The sequence below is a fragment of the Chryseobacterium sp. KCF3-3 genome (assembly GCF_045865955.1).
Lineage (GTDB): Bacteria > Bacteroidota > Bacteroidia > Flavobacteriales > Weeksellaceae > Chryseobacterium.
On the sequence record NZ_AP035792.1, the window covers coordinates 1,675,764 to 1,699,357 of the forward strand.

The window sequence follows — 23,594 nt, forward strand, 5'->3', positions numbered from 1 at the left end:
GGGGAATAGATATTTATACTCTCTAAACAGTTTCCATAGAAATCAGCAAGATGAGAATTCAATACAAATGTTCCTTTTCTACCGGGAACCCGAAACTCGTAACACAATAACCCGAACCTCATCATTCATCATTCATCATTCATCATTCATAATTCATCATTCATAATTCATAATTCTCATTTATAATTCCCCCTCCCCTAGCCCTGATAGTAATGGTTACCCCGCAGCTTGGGTTGGAGGGTGGGTGGGTTTGGGTGTGGGAGACCCTTCGGCTTCGCTCAGGGTGACAGCGTGGGAGAGCGCTGGCGCGAGGAGTATGAATGGATAGCAGGATGAAGCTCCTGAGAAAGTTCGAGAGTTTGAGAGTTTGAGGGTTTGAGGGTTTGAGTGCAATAGAGTTTGAAGAAATGGCAACAAGATTATACTATATATAAGATAAGCTTAATCAAACAATCTAAGCTGCTGATCGCGAGTTCCGGTAAAGTTAGATGTTGAAAGCCTTGGAAATTCTTTACCTTCAAAAAACTTCTTTTTACCAATCTTAAAGGTGGTGTGAATCATTTCTGCAATATTTCCCTCTCCTCTTTGTCTTTCAAAATATCTTTTATCGCCAAGTTTTCCACCTCTCATGGAGCGGATAAGATTTAAAACTTTTTGTGCCCTGTCCGGAAAATGAGTCTCAATCCAGTTCACAAAAACCGGCTCAACGGTATCATTTAGCCTTACGAGGGTATATCCGAATCCCAAAGCACCGGCATCCGAAATAGCTTTCAATATATTTAAAGGTTCATCACTATTGAGCCCTGGGATAATGGGCGCTACCATTACATGTACGGGAATATTGTTTTCAGAAAGAATTTCAACTGCTTTTAATTTATTTTTTGCTGAGCTTGTTCTCGGCTCCATCTTTCGTCTCAGTTCTTCATTGATTGTTGGGATGCTTAGAGAAACAGATACCAGATTCTGTTCTGCCATTGGTTTTAAAATATCGAGATCTCTCAGCACCAGAGCATTTTTTGTCAGAATATTGACCGGATGTCTGTAATCAAGACAGAGCTGCAGTAATTTTCTGGTAATTTCAAATTGTCTTTCGGCCGGCTGATAGCAGTCGGTATTTCCGGACAAAAGAATCGGGGCGGCTTTATAGCCTCTTTTTTGAAAAAATTTCTCCAGTAATTCAGGAGCATTTTTCTTAACCATGATTTTTCTTTCAAAGTCGATCCCGGCACTATAGCCCCAATATTCGTGGGTAGGTCTTGCAAAGCAGTAAGAGCAGCCGTGTTCACATCCCTGATAAGGATTCATGGAATATTCCATTGGAAGATCTTCGCTTTTAACCTGATTGACAATGGTTTTGGGAAATACTTCCGTGAAAGAGGTCTTCACAGTCTCGAAATCTTCATCTTCAGGCTCATAGGTATACCTGTCGAAACGATTAACAACGTTTCGCTGAGCTCCCTGACCTTTTATGAAATTTTCGTTTTGCATTCTGATGTAAAATTAGAATGGAATTTTTATAAAATAATGAGTTTTAACATTAAAGTTTTCCACAAAAAAAATCCAACACTTTCAAAAGCGTTGGATTTAAACATAATTAAATATATTTTTTTACTACTTCACTGCGTAAAATTCCACTCCGTGTGTTTCGTCGTCGTGGTTCTTTTCATCAAAGTGTCTGTGATAGTCCGAATAGGAATCACTATATTTTTTATCTTTTTTTGTCAAAATTTTTTTAATGCTAATTAAACTTAATACTGCCAAAAGACCAACTCCCCCTGCCAGTAAAACTCCAACTTCTTTTTTCATATTTTCTTTGATTTATTATTGATACCATTGCAAAAAGCATACCTATTTTATTTTTTCAAATTATAAATTTTGTTAACATTAAACTTTATTTTTAGGAAAATTACAATCTGCTATTTTTCTTATATTTAGAAGTTGCAATGGTTTAATTATTGTACTTAAAAATAAAAATATTATTATGGAAAATTCAGAGAATTTTGATAGAATGACAACTTTAAGCGAAGTTATGAAAACGCTTTCTGAAAGAGGAATACAAAGGGAATTCAGGATGAATGAAAATTGTGAAATGAAGTTTGAGAATTCAGACAGAATTTATCAGCCTGCTGAGTTGGTCATTTTAAAAACATATCGTTTCGAAGGAGACAGCAATCCAGATGATAATGCAGTACTTTATGTGGTAAAGGATAATGCAGGAAACCGAGGAATGATTATAGATTCTTACGGGGCAGACAGCAATTATCCAGGTGAAGAGTTCGATAAGTTTTTAAGGGATATTCCTATTTTGGAAAGTGATGAATTCAATTTTTAATTAAATCTCTCTTATATTGATTTTTTAAACCATTAAGTTCGTTTTTATTAAAACATTGCCTTCTTTATATAAATGGTAATGAATAAGCAGACGTAATGGTTTAAAGAATTATTCTTCGGTCTTTTCTTTTTTCTTGAATATATTATTCAGAAAACCTTTCTTTTCTTTTTTCTCTTCTTCCGGCTGGGGAGTTTCTTTTTTATTTTTTATTTCCTGTTTTATTTCTTTTACCGACTGCTTCATATCTTTCACAGAAGAAACTGCCTCCTTCACCTTTTTCTCCGTCTTTTCTACATTTTTACCAATAAGGGTTTTCTTTAATCCCTGTTCAATTCCTCTCCAGAAAAGATTAAAGAAAGACTTTGTAGGATCACGTTCTACATTTTCTACTGTAACTGCGTCAGGGAAATTTCCTGAGTTTGATTTCAGAAAAACATTAGCAACGGCTGTTAGAAACCCTTTTTTCTCATGGTTATTCTTATTTAATACTGCAATTTTTAAGTCTTTATGTTTAAGATTAAAAGTTCCGTGTAATCCGGCAGGGTTTCCTTTGAAGCTAAAAAGCATTTCCTGAATAGTTCCTGCAGTAGCGGTCACATGAAGATAAGGTCTGATAAAGGGATTGATTCCACTTGCGGGAAGATTGGTCGTTTTCCCGGAGATTGCAAATTTATCATTCTGATCGGCTACATCAAAGTTCCAGTTCACAGAAAGCGGGGAAAGATTCATGAAAGAACAATTAATTTTAATGTCCACTTTTGTGGGTTTTCCTTTTATTTTAGCAGAGTTCAGATTTTTAACGTTCATATTAAAATTACTGAAGGTCAGTTTTCCGGGTCCCATACTTTCCGGAGTATCTTCTTCGTATACCAGAACAGAATTTTTGAGATCAAGATTATGAATTGTCATTGGAATTTTAATAGAACGCAGCATTTTAGAATATAATGCTTTTATTTTCGGATCGTCCTTGGGAATTTTACTTCTGAAAATATTGGCATTTGCAGACTCAATGTCTACCTGGGAGGCGTTAACCATTTTGTTGTGAGAAAACAGATCCCACTCTCCTTTTGCAGTAATTTGTCCGGCTTTTAAATCATACAGATCTCTCTCAACGGGTATCATTTTGATAAATTGTGCTCTTGAAACGAGAGGCTTCATGGCAAAATTGTTAATCTGTACCTTATTTTTATTCAGTTTAATAAGCCCAAGGCTCATATTGTAAAACTGTGTTTTATAAGCCAGGTTTCTGGTAGTGATATAATAATCTTTTACTTTGAAGGACAACCCTGTCTGATTGGGTTTAGGTGATAACTCAATATTATTTACCGTTGCATTAAGATCATGGAAAGTCAAAGGCTGTTTTCCTTTATCATACGTAATGTTTGAGTTTTTTAAGGATGTTTTTCTTATGATAATGGAATTAATAATCCCTGGTCCGGCAGATTTATTAGTTGTTTTTTCACCTGCTTTAAAAGTTCCGTTTACATTTTCTACGAGAAGATCTTTAAGATCAACATTTAGTTTTTTATCAACGAATTCCAGTTTATTGATATTAAAAGCAATATGATTTGTTTTTAACTCTGCCGCTGCTTTTCCTGTTGCAGGATGGCCTGGTGTCAATACAACATCCCAGATTTCCCCATTTGTTGGCTTCAACCCTAAACTTCTTACTGTAATATTCTGAGTGTTGGAGTATTCAATATTCCTTCCTGCAATGGTAAAATCTTTGTATCCTATAGGAATAACCTGTTCAGAAGTTTCTTTATTAAACATCAGCTGATTGATATTTACAGTAAGATTCCCGACTGACAGAAGATTATTTCCATCCGGCTTTGTGACCTTTACTATGGCATTATTCAGCTTTATATTTTTTAAATCAACTTCAAAATTTGATTTCTTTTCAGCTTTTTTAGCTTTTACTCCTGTGTTATAGACTTTCAGAGCAGGATTCTGGAAGTCTGCATTCGTAAGTGAAACTTTGTTTTTATTTAAAATGACCTCCGTAAAATCCATTTTGGGAACGGAAAATTCAAATAACTGAGCCTTTTTAGGATAAAACTTTTTAAACTGAGCAAAAGAGAGCAACGGAGTCAGCCTGAAATTCTCAACAGCCATTTGCCCATTAGTTGTATTTATACTACCGATGGTAATAGCATATGTTTCATCCGGACGAAGAAAGAATTTTTCTCCTTTGATGCTGTATTTGTCAAAAACGACGGGTAATTTATTTTCTACAGACTCTTCCGTCATCTGTAAATTTTCTACAAACAAATCCAGTTGTTGTACGGATAGAAATTTCTGCTTTGTATGCCTGAAAACAGCAATTTTACCTTCGTTGATCCTTATATTTTCAAATGAAACCGGATTCCTTTTCTTTCCGGTTTTACGATCAATAGGTTTTGCAAGAATGATGTTTAAAACAGGTTTTGCCAGCAACAGATCTGACGAGCTGATTCTTTTATTAAAAAGAGCATCATATATTCCAAAACGGCTTATCTTCAAGGTATCAATAGTTCCCTGCAGGCCGATAACGTCTGTATTTTGCGGATCTTTACTGTTTACCGTGATTCCTGTTGCAAAGATATTTCCTGTTCCCAGATCAACATCCAGCGTTTTGTAAGAAACTTTATAGTTTGTATTTTTTTTGATGTATTCCGGAAGTTGGGTTTTGAGCCATAGATTCAGTCCGAAATTCGCAGCAAGAAGAATTCCTGCCAGGATTCCGAAACTTATTAATAGCCTTTTAACCCATTTTTTCATATTTTGTGATTTGATTCTTTTCCTATTATATAGATCAGTTCTTTATTTCCAGTTCTATTACATACCCTTCATGCCCTCTTACATTGATAAAATTTCCTCCTTCAAATCCAAGATACTGACCTTTAATTCCAGTAAGTTTTCCTGTAAACTCAGGTTTTTTATCTAATGTAAATGATGAAACTTTTTCCGGTTTTTCAAAAGGATAGTCAAACATCCACAGTTCTTCTCCTTCTCTATAAAATTTCTGGAAGTCTTCAGGAAAATATTCTTTTATTTTTTGTCTGAAATCAGCAAGATCTACTTCTCCTTCAAAATCGTCCTGCAGCATCTTTCTCCAATTTGTTTTATCTGCTAGGTGTTCTTTTAAAGCCACCTCTATCATTCCTGCTTCATAACGATTTTCTGTTCTTGCAATAGGCAATGCAAAAGTCGCACCCTGATCAATCCATCTTGTAGGAATCTGCGTATTTCTGGTCACTCCTACTTTTACATCTCCGGTGTAAGCCAGATAAACCGTGTGTGGTTGCAGCTGAATTTGTTTTTCCACCTCAAGATCACGTTCTGCAACTCCTAAATGCGCTGTAGAAAGTTCAGGCCGAATAATGGTATCACTGGCATATGGGCTTTCAAAAAAGCAGCTTTTGCAGAATCCCATTCTGTAAATAGGCTTATTCAGTCCGCAATTTACACATTGAAATCCGGTATGTTTGATGCTTAACTCCTTTCCAAACAGCTCATTCATATGGATCAGATCTCCAGAAAGATTGAGGTAGTATTGGATTGGCTTAGCATCGACGCTTGTCATCTTTAAAATTTGCCCTTGAAACTGCATATTATATTTGTATTACTTTTTTAAGTAAATTTAATGATTATATTTTTCAAAAAGTAAAATTTATATTTTTGTACTCATAAAAAATACAAATGGTTTATCTTGTAACAGGCGGTAGTGGGTTCATCGGTTCCCATTTAGTTGAACGATTATTAAGAAATGGACATTCTGTCATAAACATTGACAATTTTGATGATTTCTATGACTATCAGGTAAAAATTAAAAATACTTTAGAGTCAATCGGTAAAAATTCGGATTTTGAATTCTCAGATAAAGAGACGGATATTCCGCGTTTGGTTTCCCTCACTCATTCTGACCAATATTCCCTCTATTGGCAGGATATCCGTGATAAAAAAGGTCTTGAAAACATCTTTAAGAATCATCATATTGATATGGTAATTCATCTGGCAGCACTTGCCGGAGTGCGTCCCTCTATTGAACGCCCTCTTGAATACGAAGAAGTGAATGTACGTGGTACTATGAATCTTTGGGAACTGTGTAAGGATTTTAATATTAAAAAATTCATTTGTGCATCTTCTTCAAGTGTTTATGGAAATAATGAAAAAGTTCCTTTTGCTGAAACAGACAATGTAGACAATCCTATCTCACCCTATGCGGCAACCAAGAAAAGTGGAGAGGTTATAGGGCATGTTTACCATAATCTATACCATATAGATATGATCCAGCTCAGGTTCTTTACGGTATATGGACCAAGACAAAGACCCGATCTTGCAATCCACAAGTTTGCAAAGCTTATTTCGGAGAATCAGGAAATCCCTTTCTATGGCGATGGAAATACGGCCAGAGACTATACTTATATAGATGATATCATAGATGGAATTACCAAATCTATCCTTTATCTTGAAAACAATTCCGGGGTTTACGAAATTCTGAATCTGGGAGAAAACCAGGTCATCACTTTATCTGAGATGGTAGCCACTATAGAAATGACACTTGGAAAAAGCGCTATCAGAAAAATTCTGCCAATGCAACCTGGTGATGTCACAAAAACGAATGCCGATATTACCAAAGCAAAGGATTTAATAGGGTATAAACCTGCCACAGACTTCCAAAATGGCATAAAAAAATTTGTGGAATGGTTTTTGAGAAAACGACAATAAGTAAATTGCTGACACAGCTGCCAGCCAGTTTGTGACAGTCATTTATAAGAAAAAATTATAAAAAGAATTGAAAATCAAGTATAAAAAAGTTTATTATACAACCTATTTTTATACTTTTGCAAAAAATTAGAAAATTATGTACTGGACATTAGAATTAGCTTCATATTTAAGTGACGCACCTTGGCCAATGACAAAAGCAGAGCTTATTGACTACGCAATCAGAACTGGTGCACCAATGGAAGTAGTAGAAAACCTTCAGGCAATCGAGGATGAAGGAGAAATTTATGAATCTATCGAAGAAGTATGGAGTGACTATCCTACTGACGAGGATTTCCTTTGGAACGAGGACGAATATTAATAAAGCGATAAGCTTTAGGCTGCTTGCTTAGAGCTTTTTTGCCCTTTTTATATATTAATTTACACGATAAGTGTTATTTAAAACGCTTAAAGCATTTTGCATTAAGCATAAAGCAAAAAATTTATGAGTTTTTTAAACAAAGTTCTTAAAGGGTTTTTGGGAGACAAGAAAGCGCAGGACCTAAAAGAAGTAAAAAAAGTTGTAACAAAAATCAGAGCTGTAGAACCTAACATTCAACAATTGTCGGATGATGGGTTGAGACAAAAAACTGCTGAGTTTAAAGAGAATATAAAATCTGCAACCAGTAAGATCACAGCTCAAATAGAACAGATAAGAGAGCAGATAAAAACTTCAACCAATGTTGATGAAAAAGAAGCTCTTTTCACAAAAATTGAGGCTCTAAAGAAAGAATCATACGAAATTGAAGAGAAAGTTCTGGTTCAGGTTCTTCCCGAAGCTTTTGCATTGATCAAAGAAACGGCAAGAAGATGGGCTCAGAATGGAGAAATTCGTGTAACAGCTAGTGACTGGGATAGAGAACTTGCTGCTGCAGGAAAAGATTTCGTTAGCATTCAGGGAGACACAGCTGTTTGGAAAAACTCATGGGACGCTGCCGGAACTCCTGTAGTTTGGGATATGGTCCACTATGATGTTCAGTTTATCGGAGGGGTTATTCTTCACAGTGGTAAAATTGCCGAGATGGCAACCGGTGAAGGTAAAACTTTGGTAGGAACATTACCTATTTATTTAAATTCACTTCCGGAAAGAGGAGTACACGTTGTAACCGTGAACGACTATCTTGCAAAAAGAGACTCCGCATGGATGGGACCTCTTTATCAGTTCCACGGAATGTCTATCGATTGTATCGATAACCACCAGCCGAACTCTGACGGAAGAAGAAAAGCATACAACTCAGATATTACTTACGGAACCAACAACGAATTCGGTTTCGATTATTTGAGAGACAACATGGTGACATCACCTTCAGAACTGGTACAAAGAGAATTAAACTTTGCTATCGTGGATGAAGTTGACTCTGTATTGGTAGATGATGCAAGAACACCATTGATCATCTCTGGTCCGGTTCCTCAGGGAGACAGACAAGAGTTTGATGTTCTTAAGCCTTCTATCGACAGAATTGTTGAAGTACAAAAGAAAACCGTTTCTACCATTTTCAATGAAGCGAAAAAATTAATCGCTGCAGGAAATACAAAAGAAGGAGGATTCAAATTACTTCAGGCATACAGAGGTCTTCCAAAAAACAGACAATTAATCAAATTCTTATCGGAAAGCGGAAACAGAGCATTGCTTCAGAAAGTTGAAGCGCAATATATGCAGGACAACAACCGTGATATGCCGATTGTAGATAAAGATCTTTACTTCGTAATCGAGGAGAAAAACAATCAGGTAGACCTTACAGACAAAGGAGTTGAATACATGTCTCAGGGTAACTCTGATCCAAACTTCTTCGTACTCCCGGATATCGGAACTGAGATTGCTGAAGTAGAAGCTAAAAACCTTTCTAAAGAAGAAGAGTTTGAAGCAAAAGAAAGACTTTTCTCTGATTTTGCTGAAAAATCAGAACGTGTTCACACAATGAGCCAGCTATTGAAAGCGTACACATTATTTGAAAAAGATGATGAGTATGTGGTGATTGACGGTGAAGTAAAAATCGTTGATGAGCAGACAGGTCGTATCATGGAGGGACGTCGTTATTCAGACGGTCTTCACCAGGCGATCGAAGCGAAAGAGAATGTAAAAATTGAGGCCGCTACTCAAACTTTTGCAACGGTTACGCTTCAGAACTATTTCCGTATGTACAACAAACTTGCGGGGATGACGGGTACAGCAGAAACAGAAGCTGGAGAGCTTTGGGAAATCTACAAATTAGATGTTGTGGTAATTCCTACCAACCGTCCTATTTTAAGACATGACAAGCAGGACTTAGTTTTCAAAACGAACAGAGAAAAATATAATGCTGTAATTGAAGAAATTGAAAAATTAACAGCACAGAAAAGACCTGTATTGGTAGGTACTACTTCTGTTGAAATTTCTCAGTTACTTTCAAAAGCACTTCAATTAAGAAAAATTCCACACCAGGTATTGAACGCGAAACTTCACAAGAAGGAAGCAGAAATTGTAGCTGGGGCAGGACAGCCGGGAGTTGTAACCATTGCAACCAACATGGCAGGTCGTGGTACCGACATTAAACTTTCTAAAGAAGTAAAAGATGCAGGAGGTTTAGCCATCATCGGAACAGAAAGACACGATTCCAGACGTGTTGACAGACAGTTAAGAGGTAGAGCAGGACGTCAGGGAGATCCGGGAAGTTCTCAGTTCTATGTATCTCTTGAAGATAACTTAATGCGTTTGTTCGGTTCTGAGAGAATCGCTAAAATGATGGACAGAATGGGTCATAAAGAAGGAGAAGTAATTCAGCACTCTATGATCAGTAAGTCTATTGAAAGAGCTCAGAAAAAAGTGGAAGAAAATAACTTCGGAACAAGAAAGAGACTTCTTGAATATGATGACGTAATGAACAAACAACGTGACGTAATCTATAAGAGAAGAAAGAACGCTTTATTCGGAGACCACTTGAAATATGATATCACGAATATGATTTTCGATGTTGCCAATTCTATCGTTGCGAAAGGAAAAGCTTCAGGAAATTATAAAGATTTTGAATACGAAATCATTAAAACATTCACAATGGAATCTCCGGTTTCTCAAAGTGATTTTAATAATAAAAACGTTCAGGATCTGACGAATATTTTATTCAAAGCAGCTCAGGAAGACTATAAAATGAAGCTGAACCTATTGAAAGAAAAATCATTCCCAATCATTGAGAATGTATACCAAAATCAAGGTTCAATGTTCAAAATGATCCAGGTTCCTTTCACAGACGGACACAAAACAATGACAATTGTAGCTGATCTTAAAGAAGCTTATGATACTCAGTGTGAAAGTTTAGTGAACGATTTTGAAAAGAATATCACTTTATCAATTATCGATGAAAACTGGAAGCTTCACCTTCGTGAGATGGACGACTTAAGAAGATCTTCTCAGGGAGCTGTTTACGAGCAGAAAGATCCACTGGTAATTTATAAGCAGGAATCTTTCCACTTATTCAGTGAAATGATCGATAAATTAAACAAAGAAATTATTTCTTTCTTATATAAAGGAGAAATTCCGGCTTAAGAAAAATTTAATAATATCATACAAAAACCGCTCTGGCATTGGCCATAGCGGTTTTTTGTTATTCAGTATATAATAATTTCATGATAAATATCAATCTCATTATTTATTTAGAACAGTTAAAAATAATATATTTGCAGAAAATTTGACTTTCATGAAAAATGTACTGATCTGTGCTTCCGCTCTGGGAACAATGCTGGTTTCTGCCCAAAAAAAAGATACATTAACCACTAAAAGCATTGACGAAGTAATCATCAATACATATGTAAAGAAAGATAGTGAATACTCTAATAAGATGCCTTTAAAAGCTATAGAGGATCCTCAGGTATATTCTTCCATTGATAAAGGAATACTGGAAAACCAATTGTTATTTACCGTAGATGATGCATTCAGAAACGTTGCAGGTGCCCAGAAAATGTGGAGTGCTACAAACAGAGCAGGAGACGGAGGTATTTATCTTAACTTAAGAGGTTTTGTAGCTGGAAACTCTATCAGAAATGGTATGGTAGCTCCTATTACTACTTCTATGGACGCTATTAATGTAGAGAGAATTGAAGTTTTAAAAGGACCTTCTGCTACCTTATTCGGAAGTAATCTGACCTCTTACGGAGGAGTAGTGAACAGAGTGACTAAAAAACCCTTTGAAACTTTTGCAGGTGCTGTTTCTCTGGCAGGTGGAAGCTATAACTACTACAGAGTGCAGGCAGACGTGAATGCACCGCTTACGAAAGATAAAAAATTATTATTCAGATTAAATACAGCCTATACCAACCAGGGAACTTTCCAGAGAACCAATGCAAAGAACTCTTTCTATGCATTCACTCCATCCCTTACTTACCGTCCTACAGATAATTTAGAGATTAATGCTGAGCTGGAAATGTTTGAAACCAATTCATATCCTGAAACCGCTTTCTTCTTTTATTATCCGAGTTCACAGCTTGGCGCAGACAGCATGGATAAACTGGAGAAATTGGGTTATAACTATAAACAGTCTTATACCGGAGAAGGTCTTAAAACGGTGGGTAAAGCAAGAAACTTCTTTGGACAGGTTAATTATAAGATTAATGAACATATCAAATCCTCTACAAACGTAAGTACTTCTTATTCTTATTCAGACGGATTTAACCCTTATTTTTATTTTGCCCCAAACCCTTTAAACAGTTCAGAAATTGGGGTAGCAAGAGCGGACCAGTCAACCAAAGACAGCAAAAGAACATATTTCCAGCTTCAACAGAACTTCAATTTTGATTTTAATATCGGAAGCGTAAGAAACAGAACGGTAGCAGGTTTTGATTATATGAGAATGAATGATAATCAGTATTTTCTGTTTACAGATTTTGACTGGGTACCATTTAATGCCACAGATTATTCCAATATGAATGGCCAGACATTGGGAGCAAAATACACAGCACTACAAAGCGGGTCTGATTTTGAGAAAAACAACACTTATATAAGCAAAGGAAAAAGAGATATTTACAGTGGTTATATCTCCAACGTCATCACTCCGGTAGAAGGGCTTAATATTCTTACTTCTGTACGATACGAAAGTGTAAACTTCAAAGGAGGACAAACCGGACAAAAACTTACTGATTCTTTTAGCCAGGGAGCATGGTCACCAAAATTCGGAGTTGTTTATCAGATTCTTCCTGAAAAATTATCCGTTTTCGGAAACTTCCAGAATAGTTTTTCAGTAAATGGATATTATACTTCAGATAAAACAGGAGGCGTAACCCTTTCAACACCAGAAAGAGCCAATCAGTTTGAAGGAGGAATCAAAACAAATCTTATCAAAGGAAGAGTTACTACAACTTTAAGCTACTACAATATTCAGGTAAAAAATACCCTTCTGAATACGGGTGAAATGACAGGAACAGGACAGGCTGTACAAAATCAGGCAGGTTTATTAAGAAGCCAGGGAGTAGAATTGGAAGCAAATGCTTATCTGATCAAAGGATTCTCCGTTATCGCCGGAGTAAGCTACAACGATATGAAATATACGGAAGCTGATGAAACAGTAATCGGAAGAAGACCTGCTACAGCATCATCTCCATGGTTAGTTAACTTCAATGCAAGCTACCAGTTCCTTGACGGAAAATTAAAAGGACTTGGCTTCGGAGTTGGAGGAAATTACGCGAGCGACAACAAAATTGTTAACTCTACAACGATGGGTACTTTCATCCTTCCAAAATATCTGGTATTGAATGCTAACGCATTTTATGATACTAAAAAATTCAGAATCGGGGTAAAAGTAGACAACTTTACGAACGAACACTACTGGAGCGGATATACAACTGCTAATGCTCAGGCTCTTGCCAATGTATTGGGTAGTTTCACTTATAAATTTTAAAACTGTTAGAATAAATTATTCCCCTTATAAACAATGAAAAGAATAACAATAGGAGCTGCATTATTAACTTCCATGTTCAATTTTGCACAGGAAAAAAAAGACACCATCAAATCCAACGATATTGAAGAAGTAGTTGTTAACGGAAGATATTATCAGAAATACAAACTGAATGAAGTCTCAGGTTCATTGAGAATTCAGACTCCGATTCTTGAGCTTCCTCAGAATGTACAGTCTGTAAGTTCTCAGGTTCTTGCTGACCAGATGACCCTGAACATGTCAGAAGGTATTGTTCGTAACGTAAGTGGGGCAAGAAAAGTAGAACACTGGGATAATGTATATTCCAATGTATTCATGAGAGGTGCCAGTATTTCTACTTTTATGAACGGAATGAATGTCTCTTCTACTTGGGGACCTATTAATCCTGACGCATCTATTATAGACAGAATAGAGTTCGTAAAAGGTCCTGCCGGATTTATGGGCTCTATGGGAGATCCTGCCGGATTTTATAATGTAGTTACAAAAAAGCCTACCGGAAAATTTGCCAACAGTGTGCGTTTCACAACGGGAAGCTATAATCTTTTCAGAGGTGAAGCTGATCTTGACGGAGTTCTTGTAAAAGACGGTGTTTTAGACTATCGTATCAATTTAATGGGAAGTTCCAACAATTCCTGGGTGGAAAATGATAAAACAAGCAAAATTATTGTTGCTCCGTCTATTACTTTCAGACCTACAAAGAGCACTACATTTACCGCTCAGTATAACTATCAATACTTAAAATTCAATCAGCCCGGAGCTTATCTGATGTCTAACGACGGATACGCTTCACTGAATGTACATACCAACTTTAATGACCCGAACTTCAAGAAAACTGAAGTAAAGGATCAGAGTTTATTTTTAAGCTTAGATCAGAAGCTTTTCAAAGACTGGGTTTGGAGTACTCAATATGCGTACATGGACCTGAATTATGACGGAGGTTCATGGTGGGGAACTTTTGATCCTAATAATAAAGATGTTTTAAACAGAACATTAAGCAACTGGCAGGCAAAAGGAAAAAATCACATTTTCCAAACCTATGTAAGAGGTAAGCTTAACACAGGAAACATTGTACATAAAATTATTGCCGGATTCGATTATGGAGATCGAAAGTATAATGCAGACTTTTCATCTTTTGCCGGAGGGCCATTCCCTATTAATATTTATAATGTAAATTATGGAGTAGATCCTTCAAAACTTCCTTCTTCTGATTTTTATACATTGAACACTTCCGCTCCATTCTATAATGACCAGGGCGTAAAATATACTTCATATTATGCTCAGGATCAGATTGAAATGTTTAATAATAAGTTAAGATTAACATTAGCAGGAAGATATACAAGCGGAAAAACTTATTCTGCATATCCTAACCTAAGCCCAGGTACTCCTATCGTACCGGATGAAGCAGGAGAATTTACACCAAGAGTAGGAATTAGTTATTCTATCAATGAAAACTTCTCTGCTTACGGGATTTATGACAAAACCTTCGTACCACAATCCGGTACAGGAATTCATCAGACATTGATTACAGATCCTTTCAGAGGACAGAATATTGAATTCGGATTGAAAAAAGACTGGTTCGGAGGAAAATGGAACTCTACTTTCGCAGTATACGAAATCAGAAGACAAAATATTCTTGTTGCCGGAAATTCAAATGAAAATAATGGAGCTCCTTTCCAGGTTGCTACAGGTGAGCAGAGAGCAAGAGGTTTCGAAACTGATATCAAAGGAGAAATCATCAAAGGGTTGAATATTATCATCAACTATGCTTATACAGACGCAAAAACCGTTAAAGACACAGATCCTACAAGAATTGGTATCCAATCTCCGGGGAATGCAAAAAATGTTCAGAATACCTGGATTAACTATAGATTTGAAAATGGTCTTATGAAAGGGTTCGGAATTTCAGCCGGTTATCAGTATCAGGGAGGAAGACAATCCTGGTTTGGAGTAAGTGCTACAAAAGATCAGAGCCTTCCGGATTATTTTGATACCAACTTCGGGGTTTCCTATGTTGCTAAGAAATTTGATGTCAATCTAATGTTGAATAATGTCCTTAACAGAAAATTGTACAGTGGGTACAGAGGAGATGCCGGCGAATATGCATGGATCTACAATGCTCCGCGTAACTGGAGATTATCAATCGGATATAAATTTTAAAAAATCAAAGGTTAGCCCCTCACGGGGTTAACTTTTTGCTATGAGAAAAAAGCATCACCATAAAAAGAAAGCTCCTTCAAAAAAATGGTCTGCCAAGCTACATTTGTGGTTTGGTTTATCTGTTGGTTTCATTGTATTTATAGTCTCTCTTTCGGGGACTTTATATGTTTTTAAGGATGAAATACATAATAGTCTGCGCAAAGAAGATATTTATCTGAAAAAAGAAGATATCGGGACAAAGCCTTTACCTATTAATCTGCTTCGTGAAAAGGTATCAATGGAGCTTAATGAAAAATATCCTGTAAGCGCTGTAGAAATTCCTTTGGATAAAAATCAATCCTACCAGTTTGAGTACTATGAAAAAAGCAAAAAGGGATGGAACTATTTCCAGCAGGTACGTATTAATAAAAAAGCTTATGTGAATCCATATAACGGGCAAATCCTTGCTGTTTATGATGAAAAATACGATGTATTCAATATTTTGAAATATATCCACTGGGGACTTTTGCTTAATTCAGAATGGGGACCGTATACGGTAGGAATTCCAACCGTTCTTTTTATCGTTATGCTGATAACAGGAATTATTTTATGGTGGCCTAAAAATAAAAATGCCAGAAAAGGACGCTTTTGGTTCAACTGGGAAAATGTAAAAAACTGGAAGCGTAAAAACTACGATCTTCATAATATCTTAGGGTTCTATGCATCATTTATTGCATTGCTATTAAGTGTTACAGGGCTTTATTTTGCGTATCCCTATGTAAAAAACACCTTTACTTTTGCTTTATCCGGTTCATGGGAACTTCCAAAAGAAAAAGAAAGAAAATCTCCGGACTCCCTGATGGCGAAGAATGAAGCTGTTTTTGATCTGGCTGCAGCCCAAACCGAAAAACTGTACGCAAAATCATCAAGCTTCAGAATTACCCTAAACGGAAAGAATAAAAAAGGAAAAGAACTGAAAAATCTTCCGGTAACAGTTTACGGAATGGATGGAAGATACAGTGAAAGAAACATCCTGACATTCGACAAATACTCTGGAAAACTACTGGCCAACAAACCTCATCACAAACTTACTACTGCCGAGAAATACTCCAACGCCAACTATGATATCCATACCGGATCCTACTTCGGAATCATTGGAAAGGTCATCTGGTTTATGGCCGGCCTTACGTGTACATCACTCCCTGTAACCGGATTCCTGGTTTGGTGGGGAAAAAGAAAGAAAAAAGGAAAGAAAATATAATGAAAAAAGTGCTTTTATCAGCTGCCTGCTTAGGAACTACTACCGTTTTTGCTCAGGTAAAAGATAGTTTACAAACTAAAAATGTAGACGAGGTTGTCATGACCGCCTCCAGAAAAAAGGAAAATATCAAAGAAGTTCCAAGCTCCATTACAGTGGTAGGAGAAAAACAGATTCAGTCTCAGCTGACTGTGAACTCAGATATTACAAGCATTCTGCAATACACTGTTCCCAGTTTAGGAACCAATTCAGGACAGACTTCCAATTCAGGACAGACATTAAGAGGTCGCCAGGTTTTGGTTTTGATTGATGGAATTCCACAGTCTACCCCACTTCGTAACGGAGCTAGAGATTTAAGGACTATTGACCCTTCAGCCATCGAAAGAATTGAGGTGATCAAAGGAGCTTCTTCCATCTATGGTAACGGAGCAGATGGAGGGATCATCAATTATATTACAAAGAGAAACAAAACAGATAAAAAGATCTCCGGAATTTCGCAGATTGGTCTTACAGGACAACCTTATGGTGGTACTTTAGGAGTAAGAGCCAGCCAGCTTTTAACCGGAAAGATCAAGAAGTTTGACTATACCCTTTCATTAGCCTACGAAAGAACAGGATATACAAAAGACGGAGACGGTGTTTTAATAAGCCCTACGTACAGTATTGCCAAGATGGACAACTATAATGGATTATTGAAAGTAGGTTATGACATCAACGAAAATCAAAGAATTGAAGCGTCTTACATCGGCTATTCTTCAAGATCAGATCTGAATGTAGGATTAAAAACAGGTAAATACGGTATCACGCCTACTATTGGTGAAGGAATTGGAAAAGGATTGGAAACAACCCCTCAGGGAACTCCAAAAAACCACAATATCCGAGTGAGCTATGACAATAAGAACCTGTTTGCAGGAACTTCTTTAAATATCAACCTTTACTATCAGGATTTCAAAACCGTTTACGGGTACAGCGATACCTTTTTCAATGGTGGACAGTCTAATGTCATTTCAAAAAAAGCAGGAGCAAGATTCAATTTTGATACTCAACTTTGGAATTCAGCTAACTCTCAGGCAGAAATCATCTACGGAGCTGATATTCTGAATGATGAAACAGTACAAAAACTGGAAGACGGCCGTTTCTGGACTCCGAATATGAACATGACTAATATTGCACCTTTCGTATTGGCAAAAATTGATCTGTTCAAAAAATTAACCATTAAAGGAGGACTTCGTTACGAAAACATCAAAGTAAATGTAGATGACTTCAATACCCTTTCCACCCTTAAAAGTGACGGAACTTTCACGAAGAGTATTCCTGTAGCTGGTGGAAAACTGAACTACAATGCATTGGTAGGAAATATTGGAATTCGTTACAATATTGAACCTTATATCAATCTTTTCGGAAGCTTCTCACAAGCCTACTCTATCAATGAATTAGGAAGAATTTTAAGAACCTCAACTTCTGAAACCATTAAAAGCCTGGAAACAAAACCAATTATCGTAAACAACTACGAATTGGGAGCAACAGGACAACTTTCCAGCTGGTTGAACTATGAATTAACTTCTTATGTGAGTACCTCTAAACTGGGAGCATCATTCGTACAAAGTCCGGACAGAGCATTAATGATTCAGAGATCTCCCGAGATTGTATACGGTGTGGAAGGATTTTTACACTTTACGCCTACAAAATGGATTCAGTTTGGTGGAAGCTACAGCTGGATGGAAGGAATTACCTCTGTAAAAGATGACGGTGATTATTCTACCAAGATTAACAACAGCAGAATTTCTGCACCTAAAGTATTGGCTTATGTTCAGGCAAGACCTGTTCCTGCTCTATCCGTTGGGGTTGATATGCTTCACTCTTTCCAGCAAAACAGATTCGAGCCTAATGCTAAAACGGGATTGTATGCTTATGGTGAAGGATATGTTCCTGAATATACTGTCTTTAACTTCAAATCAAGTTATGAAGTTAACAACAACTGGAGATTGTCATTAGGTGTTGAAAATATTTTTAACAAAGTATATCAACCTGCTATTTCATGGTGGACTGCAAGAGACAGTGACTTCACCAATGCTCTTGGACTAAGAGGGACATTCATGATTGAATACAAATTTTAATTAATCTAAATAAAAAGTAAAGCATATCTTTGCTTTACTTTTTACTGTTATATGAAGAAAAACCATCATCATAAAAAGAAACCGGGCTTTTTCAAAAAATGGTCAGCCAAGCTGCACCTTTGGTTCGGGTTGGGAATAGGATTTCTGATCTTTATTATCTCCATTACCGGAGCTTTATATGTATTTAAAGATGAAGTGGAAAACATCACCCGAAAAGATGTTATCTACCATCATGAGCAAAATATTGAGCAGAAACAGGTTCTTCCTATCAGAGTAATGGAAAAGGCTGTTGCGCAACAGGTAAAAGAGAAATATCCTATCCACTGGGTAAATGTTCCTATTGACAAGACGCAATCTTATATGTTCTTCTGGTATGAGCATAATACGGATGCCTGGAATTATTTTGATGAATTTCCCATCTACAAACAGGCTTATGTAAATCCTTACACAGGAAAGGTACTGAGAGTCTATGATGAAAAAAACGGATTCTTCAATATTGTAAAAATGATCCACTGGAGCTACCTTCTGAAACAGGATTGGGGAACGTATGTCGTGGGAATTCCTGTTATCATTTTTATCATCATGCTGATCTCCGGGATTATCCTATGGTGGCCAAAGAACAAAGCCGCAAGAAAACAGCGTTTTGCTTTCAAATGGAAAAATATTAAAAGCTGGAAGCGAAAAAACTACGACCTTCATAATGTCTTAGGATTTTACGCATCTATTTTTGCTTTAATCTTCTCAATTACAGGACTTTTCTATGCATTTTTCGTAGTACAGGCAATGATCTATGTGATATTTTCTGGTGGAGAAACCAAGTATCCCGACTTCTCACACATTAAAACAAAAGCTCCTATCGAGCTTAGAACAGAAGGAACACTGGATAAAATCATCAATACCGTACAGACAAAATATCCGGATTCCTATGGTTTTGCTATAGATTTAGGACATCCGCACATGGATGACCACGAACATCCTAACTTTGAGGTGTACGTGAAGCACCTTTCTTATTCTTACCATAAAAGCAGCAGCTTAATCTTTGATGAAAACTCTGGAGAATTGCTACATACTCATGATCCGAAAGATAAAAACTTTGGAGAAAAGGTGGTGAGCGCCAATTATGATATTCACGTAGGAGCTATTTTAGGACTTCCTACCAAGATTATTGCTTTTATTGTAAGTATTATCTGTGCTTCTCTTCCGGTTACCGGATTTATGATCTGGTGGGGAAGAAAAAAGAAAAAACCAATAAAAACAGCTTAAAGTATTAAATAAAACCTACTTAATAATCCATTAATACAATCTTTTTTATAATTTTAGCCCTTAGAATTTAATAATAGAAATGTCATTAATAGATTTATCAAAACAAGTTGCCCTTGGAGTTGACATCGGCGGAACCAATACTAAATTCGGAATCGTAAACCACCGTGGTGAAGTTCTGGATAAAGGAAATCTGAGAACTGATGCCTATGACAAAGTGGAAGATTTCATCGATGCTTTATATGAACATGTTCGTCCAATGATGGAAAAGTATGGTACTGAAGCACACTTTGACGGAATCGGAGTAGGCGCACCAAACGCGAACTATTACAAAGGAACCATAGAGCTTGCCCCTAATCTTCCATGGAAAGGTGTTATTCCTTTCGCTGAGCTGATGACGGCAAAATTCGGTCTTCCTTGTACAGTAACCAATGATGCCAATGCTGCGGCACTGGGAGAAATGCTTTTCGGAGCTGCAAGAGGAATGAAAGATTTCATCATGATTACCCTGGGAACAGGAGTAGGAAGTGGAATTATTGCCAACGGAAGCTTAATCTATGGACATGACGGGTTTGCCGGAGAATTGGGACATACGATTGTAAAGCCAGGCGGGAGAAAACACTGGAGCACAGGTTCTGAAGGAAGTCTGGAAGCCTATGCTTCTGCTACAGGAATTACCATTACAGCAAAGAAAATGAGAGCAGAGTTCCCGGAATCTATGCTGAATCAATATCCTGAAGATGAAATCAATTCTAAAACAGTATACGAATGTGCTATTAAAGAAGACCCAATTGCTATCGAGGTTTTCAGATATACAGGTCAGAAGCTGGGTGAAGCAATAGCTAATTTTGTAATGTTCTCTTCACCGGAAGCTATTCTTCTATTCGGAGGAGTTATCAAAGCTGGAGATTTTATTTTAAAGCCTGCTAAGCTTCATATGGAAAGAAACCTTCTTCCAATTTTCAGAAATAAAGTAAAACTGGTATTCAGTGAACTTGACGAAGCAGATGCTGCAATTCTTGGAGCGAGTGCTTTGGTTTGGGAAAAATAACTGAAAGTCTTTTACATAATATAGAGCATCCTTTTTAGGGTGCTTTCTTTTTTCCCACAGATTGCGCAGATTTTCACAAATGATTGCGCTTTATTTCCCTTGTGTTATTTGTGAAAGCATTGGTGTTATTTGTGTTTAAAACCATTTGCTACATCTATCATTGTAATTTGAGTTTAAGACGTAAAAGCATGTTCAAATGAAAAAGTTTTTCATATTTTTGATTGGTCTTTTCCGGATCAGGAAAGGATAATAAAACAATATAATTACCCAAAATGGACAACAATAATTTAGAACAGATTACTTTCGGAGGTGGATGTTTCTGGTGTGTGGAAAGCTGTTTCAATATGCTTAAAGGAGTACAATCTGCTATTTCAGGATATTCCGGCGGACATAAAGATAACCCGACTTATCAGGAAGTTTGTACAGGAGAGACAGGACATGCTGAAGTAGTTCAAATCACTTATGATCCTGCTGTTATTTCTTATGAACAATTGATGGATGTATTTTTCTTTTTACATGATCCTACTCAATTAAACAGACAAGGGAATGATATCGGAACTCAATACCGTTCTGTCATTTATTATAAACATGAAGCTGAGAAAGCAAAAGCTGAAGAAGCGATCAAAGTATCTCAGGAATCAGGAAGATGGACAGGAACTTATGTAACAGAGTTAACGAAATTCGATACATTCTGGCCGGCAGAGCAATACCATCAGGGCTATTATAATGAAAACCCAACACAACCTTATTGCAGCGCTGTGGTTGGACCTAAAATACAGAAGTTCAAAAAGCATTTCGGGGAACTGGGAATGTTGAATGCAGAGTAAAACATTGAATGTTTTAAGTTTTGGCTAAAGCCAATAGATGGTAGAGGTTTTTTGATTAAACGGGCTGAAGCCCGTTCCTATTGATGTTTAAATTTTAGCAGGATATTCACAAAACCCACATAAAATAACAGAAGCGAAGAGGAGATCTCTTCGCTTCTTGTTTGGCACAAAAATAATTGTTTATATAAAGAAACTAATATCCGGGGTTTTGTGTAAAGTCTTTTGAAGCATCAATGGTGGCCTGAGGAATAGGGAAAATTCTTCTGTAAGGCTGGGAAGCTGGTTTAGCTGTTCCCGGTAAATCAAATTTCTTGAATCTGATCATCGCCTTTCTTCTGTACATTTCCCAATACAGTTCATACCCTGATTCTTTGAACAATGTATTTTCATCCAAAGAAGCAATAGCAACTCCCGGAGCATTATTCTTTAAAGCATCATTTGTTCTGCTTGTTCTCAGTTTATTGACATCCGCCAACGCTGCAGCTAGGTTTCCACTTCTTAAGTAAGCTTCTGCTCTCATCATATAGATAGTTCCTAATCTGTACAATGGAACATCCATTCCGCTTGTTCCGTTGTTTCCATATCCCGGATCAAACTCAAACTTAAAATTTCTAACTCCTCTGTTGATCTGAGCCTGTGTAAATACAGATTCGGAAGGATTATCAAAATTCAGTTCAGGGGTAAAGTCTGCAGCAAGTGTTGTATTTTTTTCAGTAAATAATTTGTAAACTTTAATTCTTCCGTCTGGAGTCATATCAAAATTTCCATCTGAAAGAATTTTAGGACCGTACTGCTGTCCCACCTGCAGACCTCTGTTGAAATGAAACCATTGTTTTCCAGTTCCTTCCACCTTACTGGAAGAAGGTACGCTCACATCTGTTCCATCATTTCTGAACCATGTTCCGTCCGCATACTGATAAGATCTTTGAAAACGTGGATCATCATGATTTCCGTTCCATGAATAATAGAATTCCGGAGTGATACACGATGCATTGGTTCCTCTGTTATCCGGTGATGGTTTCTGAATTCTCTCCATAGACATATACGCCAGGTCATTATCTGAAGTCTTGTCTGTATTTTTCTTCTGAACAATGGAGAAAATCATTTCCTTGCTTGTATCATTATTGATATCAAAATTGTGAAAGTAATTGGATTCCAGGCTAAAATTAGAATTATTGATCAACAAATTAGAATATTCAATGACCTTATCCATATCTGTTCCCGAACCCGTCACAGCCTGCTCTAAAAAGTTGAATGATCCTGCCGTTTTATTTTTCAAAACCGCTCTGTTCAGATACATATCTGCCAGGAATGCATACGCTGCCTGTTTGGTAAATCTTCCTGCATGTGTATTTTGTGTTTTGATATCTGCAAGATTGGGAATAAGCCCTTCCACTTCAGTAATTAAAGCATCAATGGTAGTCTCTGCTTTTCTGATCTGAATGGGAGCATTAATATTACCTGGATCTCTGTAAGGAGCCTGCCCGAAAAGATCAATTGTTGTATAGGTATAATAAGCCAGTAGTCCTTTTGCTTCTGCTAAAAATAAAGCTCTGTTCGTACCGTTGCTTTTTTCAATACTTGAAATGGCTGTCAGAGACTTTGTTATCCCGAAGTTCAGGGAATTCCAGGTAGTTTTTACAACATCACTGCTGGCATCCCATGAGAATTCGTGCATGGCTCTCCATTTTCCACCATCACCCCAGTCACTTCCTCTTGTGGGTAATAATGCTTCATCAGTAGAATATTCCTGCAAAGCGAAAACATTTCCATGGTCTACAAAAGTTCCGTCACCCAGCTGGCTATATGCAGCAGCAAGAGCAGCCTCAGGATCTGCTGTTTCAGAGCCCAATACCTCATCGATTACTTTTTCATCCAGATTGGTACATCCCGTTAAAGACAGTACAGCAAAGGATAAAACAATTGTATTTAGATTTAAAAATTTAGATTTCATGATTTCTTTTCAA

General features: G+C 36.9%; 16 protein-coding genes. 11 read left to right on the forward strand and 5 right to left on the reverse strand.

Going from position 1 to position 23,594, the window contains the following annotated elements; all coding sequences use genetic code 11:
* Positions 1 to 441: 441 nt before the first annotated feature.
* The gene (locus ACKTTZ_RS07485) at positions 442 to 1,488 is read right to left on the reverse strand and encodes a PA0069 family radical SAM protein (protein WP_034693834.1); all 1,047 of its coding nucleotides are present in this window, start codon (positions 1,486 to 1,488) and stop codon (positions 442 to 444) included.
* 123 nt (positions 1,489 to 1,611) lie between these two features.
* Entirely contained in the window at positions 1,612 to 1,806 is a 195-nt protein-coding gene (locus ACKTTZ_RS07490) for a hypothetical protein (RefSeq protein ID WP_034693837.1), read from the reverse strand.
* Positions 1,807 to 1,981: 175 nt separating this feature from the next.
* Between ACKTTZ_RS07490 and ACKTTZ_RS07495 the strand changes: the two genes are divergently transcribed.
* Positions 1,982 to 2,332: a hypothetical protein gene (locus tag ACKTTZ_RS07495; RefSeq protein ID WP_034693840.1), complete on the forward strand. Its 351-nt coding sequence runs from the start codon at positions 1,982 to 1,984 to the stop codon at positions 2,330 to 2,332.
* 108 nt (positions 2,333 to 2,440) lie between these two features.
* On the opposite strand, the gene ACKTTZ_RS07500 is transcribed toward ACKTTZ_RS07495, so the two are convergent.
* Together ACKTTZ_RS07500 and ACKTTZ_RS07505 are read right to left on the reverse strand one after the other, a co-directional pair.
* Positions 2,441 to 5,092, reverse strand: a complete 2,652-nt coding sequence (locus tag ACKTTZ_RS07500) for a hypothetical protein (RefSeq protein ID WP_407848144.1) — start codon at positions 5,090 to 5,092, stop codon at positions 2,441 to 2,443.
* A 34-nt stretch (positions 5,093 to 5,126) separates the two neighbouring features.
* Positions 5,127 to 5,924, reverse strand: coding sequence for a DUF2797 domain-containing protein (locus tag ACKTTZ_RS07505; RefSeq protein ID WP_034693849.1), 798 nt, complete (start codon positions 5,922 to 5,924; stop codon positions 5,127 to 5,129).
* An 89-nt stretch (positions 5,925 to 6,013) separates the two neighbouring features.
* On the opposite strand from ACKTTZ_RS07505, the gene ACKTTZ_RS07510 reads away from it, so the two are divergent.
* The 10 genes from ACKTTZ_RS07510 to msrA all read left to right on the forward strand — a co-directional run bounded on the left by ACKTTZ_RS07510 (position 6,014) and on the right by msrA (position 21,627).
* Complete coding sequence (locus ACKTTZ_RS07510; protein ID WP_407848146.1) at positions 6,014 to 7,042, forward strand: GDP-mannose 4,6-dehydratase; 1,029 nt, start codon at positions 6,014 to 6,016, stop codon at positions 7,040 to 7,042.
* 136 nt (positions 7,043 to 7,178) lie between these two features.
* Positions 7,179 to 7,400 carry a DUF2795 domain-containing protein gene (locus tag ACKTTZ_RS07515; protein WP_002662059.1) on the forward strand — a complete coding sequence of 74 codons (222 nt, stop codon included), beginning with the start codon at positions 7,179 to 7,181 and terminating at the stop codon, positions 7,398 to 7,400.
* Positions 7,401 to 7,523: 123 nt separating this feature from the next.
* On the forward strand, positions 7,524 to 10,598 hold the full coding sequence (gene secA, locus ACKTTZ_RS07520; RefSeq protein WP_034693854.1) for a preprotein translocase subunit SecA: 3,075 nt from the start codon (positions 7,524 to 7,526) through the stop codon (positions 10,596 to 10,598).
* A 151-nt stretch (positions 10,599 to 10,749) separates the two neighbouring features.
* Complete coding sequence (locus ACKTTZ_RS07525; RefSeq protein WP_407848149.1) at positions 10,750 to 12,942, forward strand: TonB-dependent siderophore receptor; 2,193 nt, start codon at positions 10,750 to 10,752, stop codon at positions 12,940 to 12,942.
* Positions 12,943 to 12,975: 33 nt separating this feature from the next.
* The gene (locus ACKTTZ_RS07530) at positions 12,976 to 15,135 is read left to right on the forward strand and encodes a TonB-dependent siderophore receptor (protein ID WP_407848151.1); all 2,160 of its coding nucleotides are present in this window, start codon (positions 12,976 to 12,978) and stop codon (positions 15,133 to 15,135) included.
* 40 nt (positions 15,136 to 15,175) lie between these two features.
* On the forward strand, positions 15,176 to 16,375 hold the full coding sequence (locus ACKTTZ_RS07535) for a PepSY-associated TM helix domain-containing protein (protein WP_407848153.1): 1,200 nt from the start codon (positions 15,176 to 15,178) through the stop codon (positions 16,373 to 16,375).
* Entirely contained in the window at positions 16,375 to 18,489 is a 2,115-nt protein-coding gene (locus ACKTTZ_RS07540) for a TonB-dependent receptor (protein ID WP_253318091.1), read from the forward strand. Before ACKTTZ_RS07535 ends, ACKTTZ_RS07540 begins: the two co-directional genes overlap by 1 nt.
* A 51-nt stretch (positions 18,490 to 18,540) precedes the next feature.
* Complete coding sequence (locus ACKTTZ_RS07545) at positions 18,541 to 19,752, forward strand: PepSY domain-containing protein (protein WP_034693861.1); 1,212 nt, start codon at positions 18,541 to 18,543, stop codon at positions 19,750 to 19,752.
* A gap of 79 nt (positions 19,753 to 19,831) precedes the next feature.
* A complete protein-coding gene (locus ACKTTZ_RS07550; RefSeq protein WP_034693864.1) occupies positions 19,832 to 20,800 on the forward strand; it encodes an ROK family protein in 969 nt (322 codons plus the stop codon).
* A gap of 272 nt (positions 20,801 to 21,072) precedes the next feature.
* Positions 21,073 to 21,627: a peptide-methionine (S)-S-oxide reductase MsrA gene (msrA, locus tag ACKTTZ_RS07555; protein ID WP_407848156.1), complete on the forward strand. Its 555-nt coding sequence runs from the start codon at positions 21,073 to 21,075 to the stop codon at positions 21,625 to 21,627.
* Positions 21,628 to 21,820: 193 nt separating this feature from the next.
* On the opposite strand, the gene ACKTTZ_RS07560 is transcribed toward msrA, so the two are convergent.
* Positions 21,821 to 23,581: a RagB/SusD family nutrient uptake outer membrane protein gene (locus ACKTTZ_RS07560; RefSeq protein WP_407848158.1), complete on the reverse strand. Its 1,761-nt coding sequence runs from the start codon at positions 23,579 to 23,581 to the stop codon at positions 21,821 to 21,823.
* Between the last annotated feature and the right edge of the window lie 13 nt (positions 23,582 to 23,594).

What these genes read in the sequence shown, in the direction of transcription:
- ACKTTZ_RS07535 (WP_407848153.1), top strand. Translation starts at nt 15,176, where the DNA reads ATGAGAAAAAAGCATCACCATAAAAAGAAAGCTCCTTCAAAAAAATGG.
- ACKTTZ_RS07550 (WP_034693864.1), top strand. Translation starts at nt 19,832, where the DNA reads ATGTCATTAATAGATTTATCAAAACAAGTTGCCCTTGGAGTTGACATC.
- ACKTTZ_RS07495 (WP_034693840.1), top strand. Translation starts at nt 1,982, where the DNA reads ATGGAAAATTCAGAGAATTTTGATAGAATGACAACTTTAAGCGAAGTT.
- ACKTTZ_RS07510 (WP_407848146.1), top strand. Translation starts at nt 6,014, where the DNA reads ATGGTTTATCTTGTAACAGGCGGTAGTGGGTTCATCGGTTCCCATTTA.
- secA (WP_034693854.1), top strand. Translation starts at nt 7,524, where the DNA reads ATGAGTTTTTTAAACAAAGTTCTTAAAGGGTTTTTGGGAGACAAGAAA.
- ACKTTZ_RS07490 (WP_034693837.1), bottom strand. Translation starts at nt 1,806, where the DNA reads ATGAAAAAAGAAGTTGGAGTTTTACTGGCAGGGGGAGTTGGTCTTTTG.
- ACKTTZ_RS07540 (WP_253318091.1), top strand. Translation starts at nt 16,375, where the DNA reads ATGAAAAAAGTGCTTTTATCAGCTGCCTGCTTAGGAACTACTACCGTT.
- ACKTTZ_RS07485 (WP_034693834.1), bottom strand. Translation starts at nt 1,488, where the DNA reads ATGCAAAACGAAAATTTCATAAAAGGTCAGGGAGCTCAGCGAAACGTT.
- ACKTTZ_RS07525 (WP_407848149.1), top strand. Translation starts at nt 10,750, where the DNA reads ATGAAAAATGTACTGATCTGTGCTTCCGCTCTGGGAACAATGCTGGTT.
- ACKTTZ_RS07500 (WP_407848144.1), bottom strand. Translation starts at nt 5,092, where the DNA reads ATGAAAAAATGGGTTAAAAGGCTATTAATAAGTTTCGGAATCCTGGCA.
- msrA (WP_407848156.1), top strand. Translation starts at nt 21,073, where the DNA reads ATGGACAACAATAATTTAGAACAGATTACTTTCGGAGGTGGATGTTTC.
- ACKTTZ_RS07560 (WP_407848158.1), bottom strand. Translation starts at nt 23,581, where the DNA reads ATGAAATCTAAATTTTTAAATCTAAATACAATTGTTTTATCCTTTGCT.
- ACKTTZ_RS07515 (WP_002662059.1), top strand. Translation starts at nt 7,179, where the DNA reads ATGTACTGGACATTAGAATTAGCTTCATATTTAAGTGACGCACCTTGG.
- ACKTTZ_RS07530 (WP_407848151.1), top strand. Translation starts at nt 12,976, where the DNA reads ATGAAAAGAATAACAATAGGAGCTGCATTATTAACTTCCATGTTCAAT.
- ACKTTZ_RS07505 (WP_034693849.1), bottom strand. Translation starts at nt 5,924, where the DNA reads ATGCAGTTTCAAGGGCAAATTTTAAAGATGACAAGCGTCGATGCTAAG.
- ACKTTZ_RS07545 (WP_034693861.1), top strand. Translation starts at nt 18,541, where the DNA reads ATGAAGAAAAACCATCATCATAAAAAGAAACCGGGCTTTTTCAAAAAA.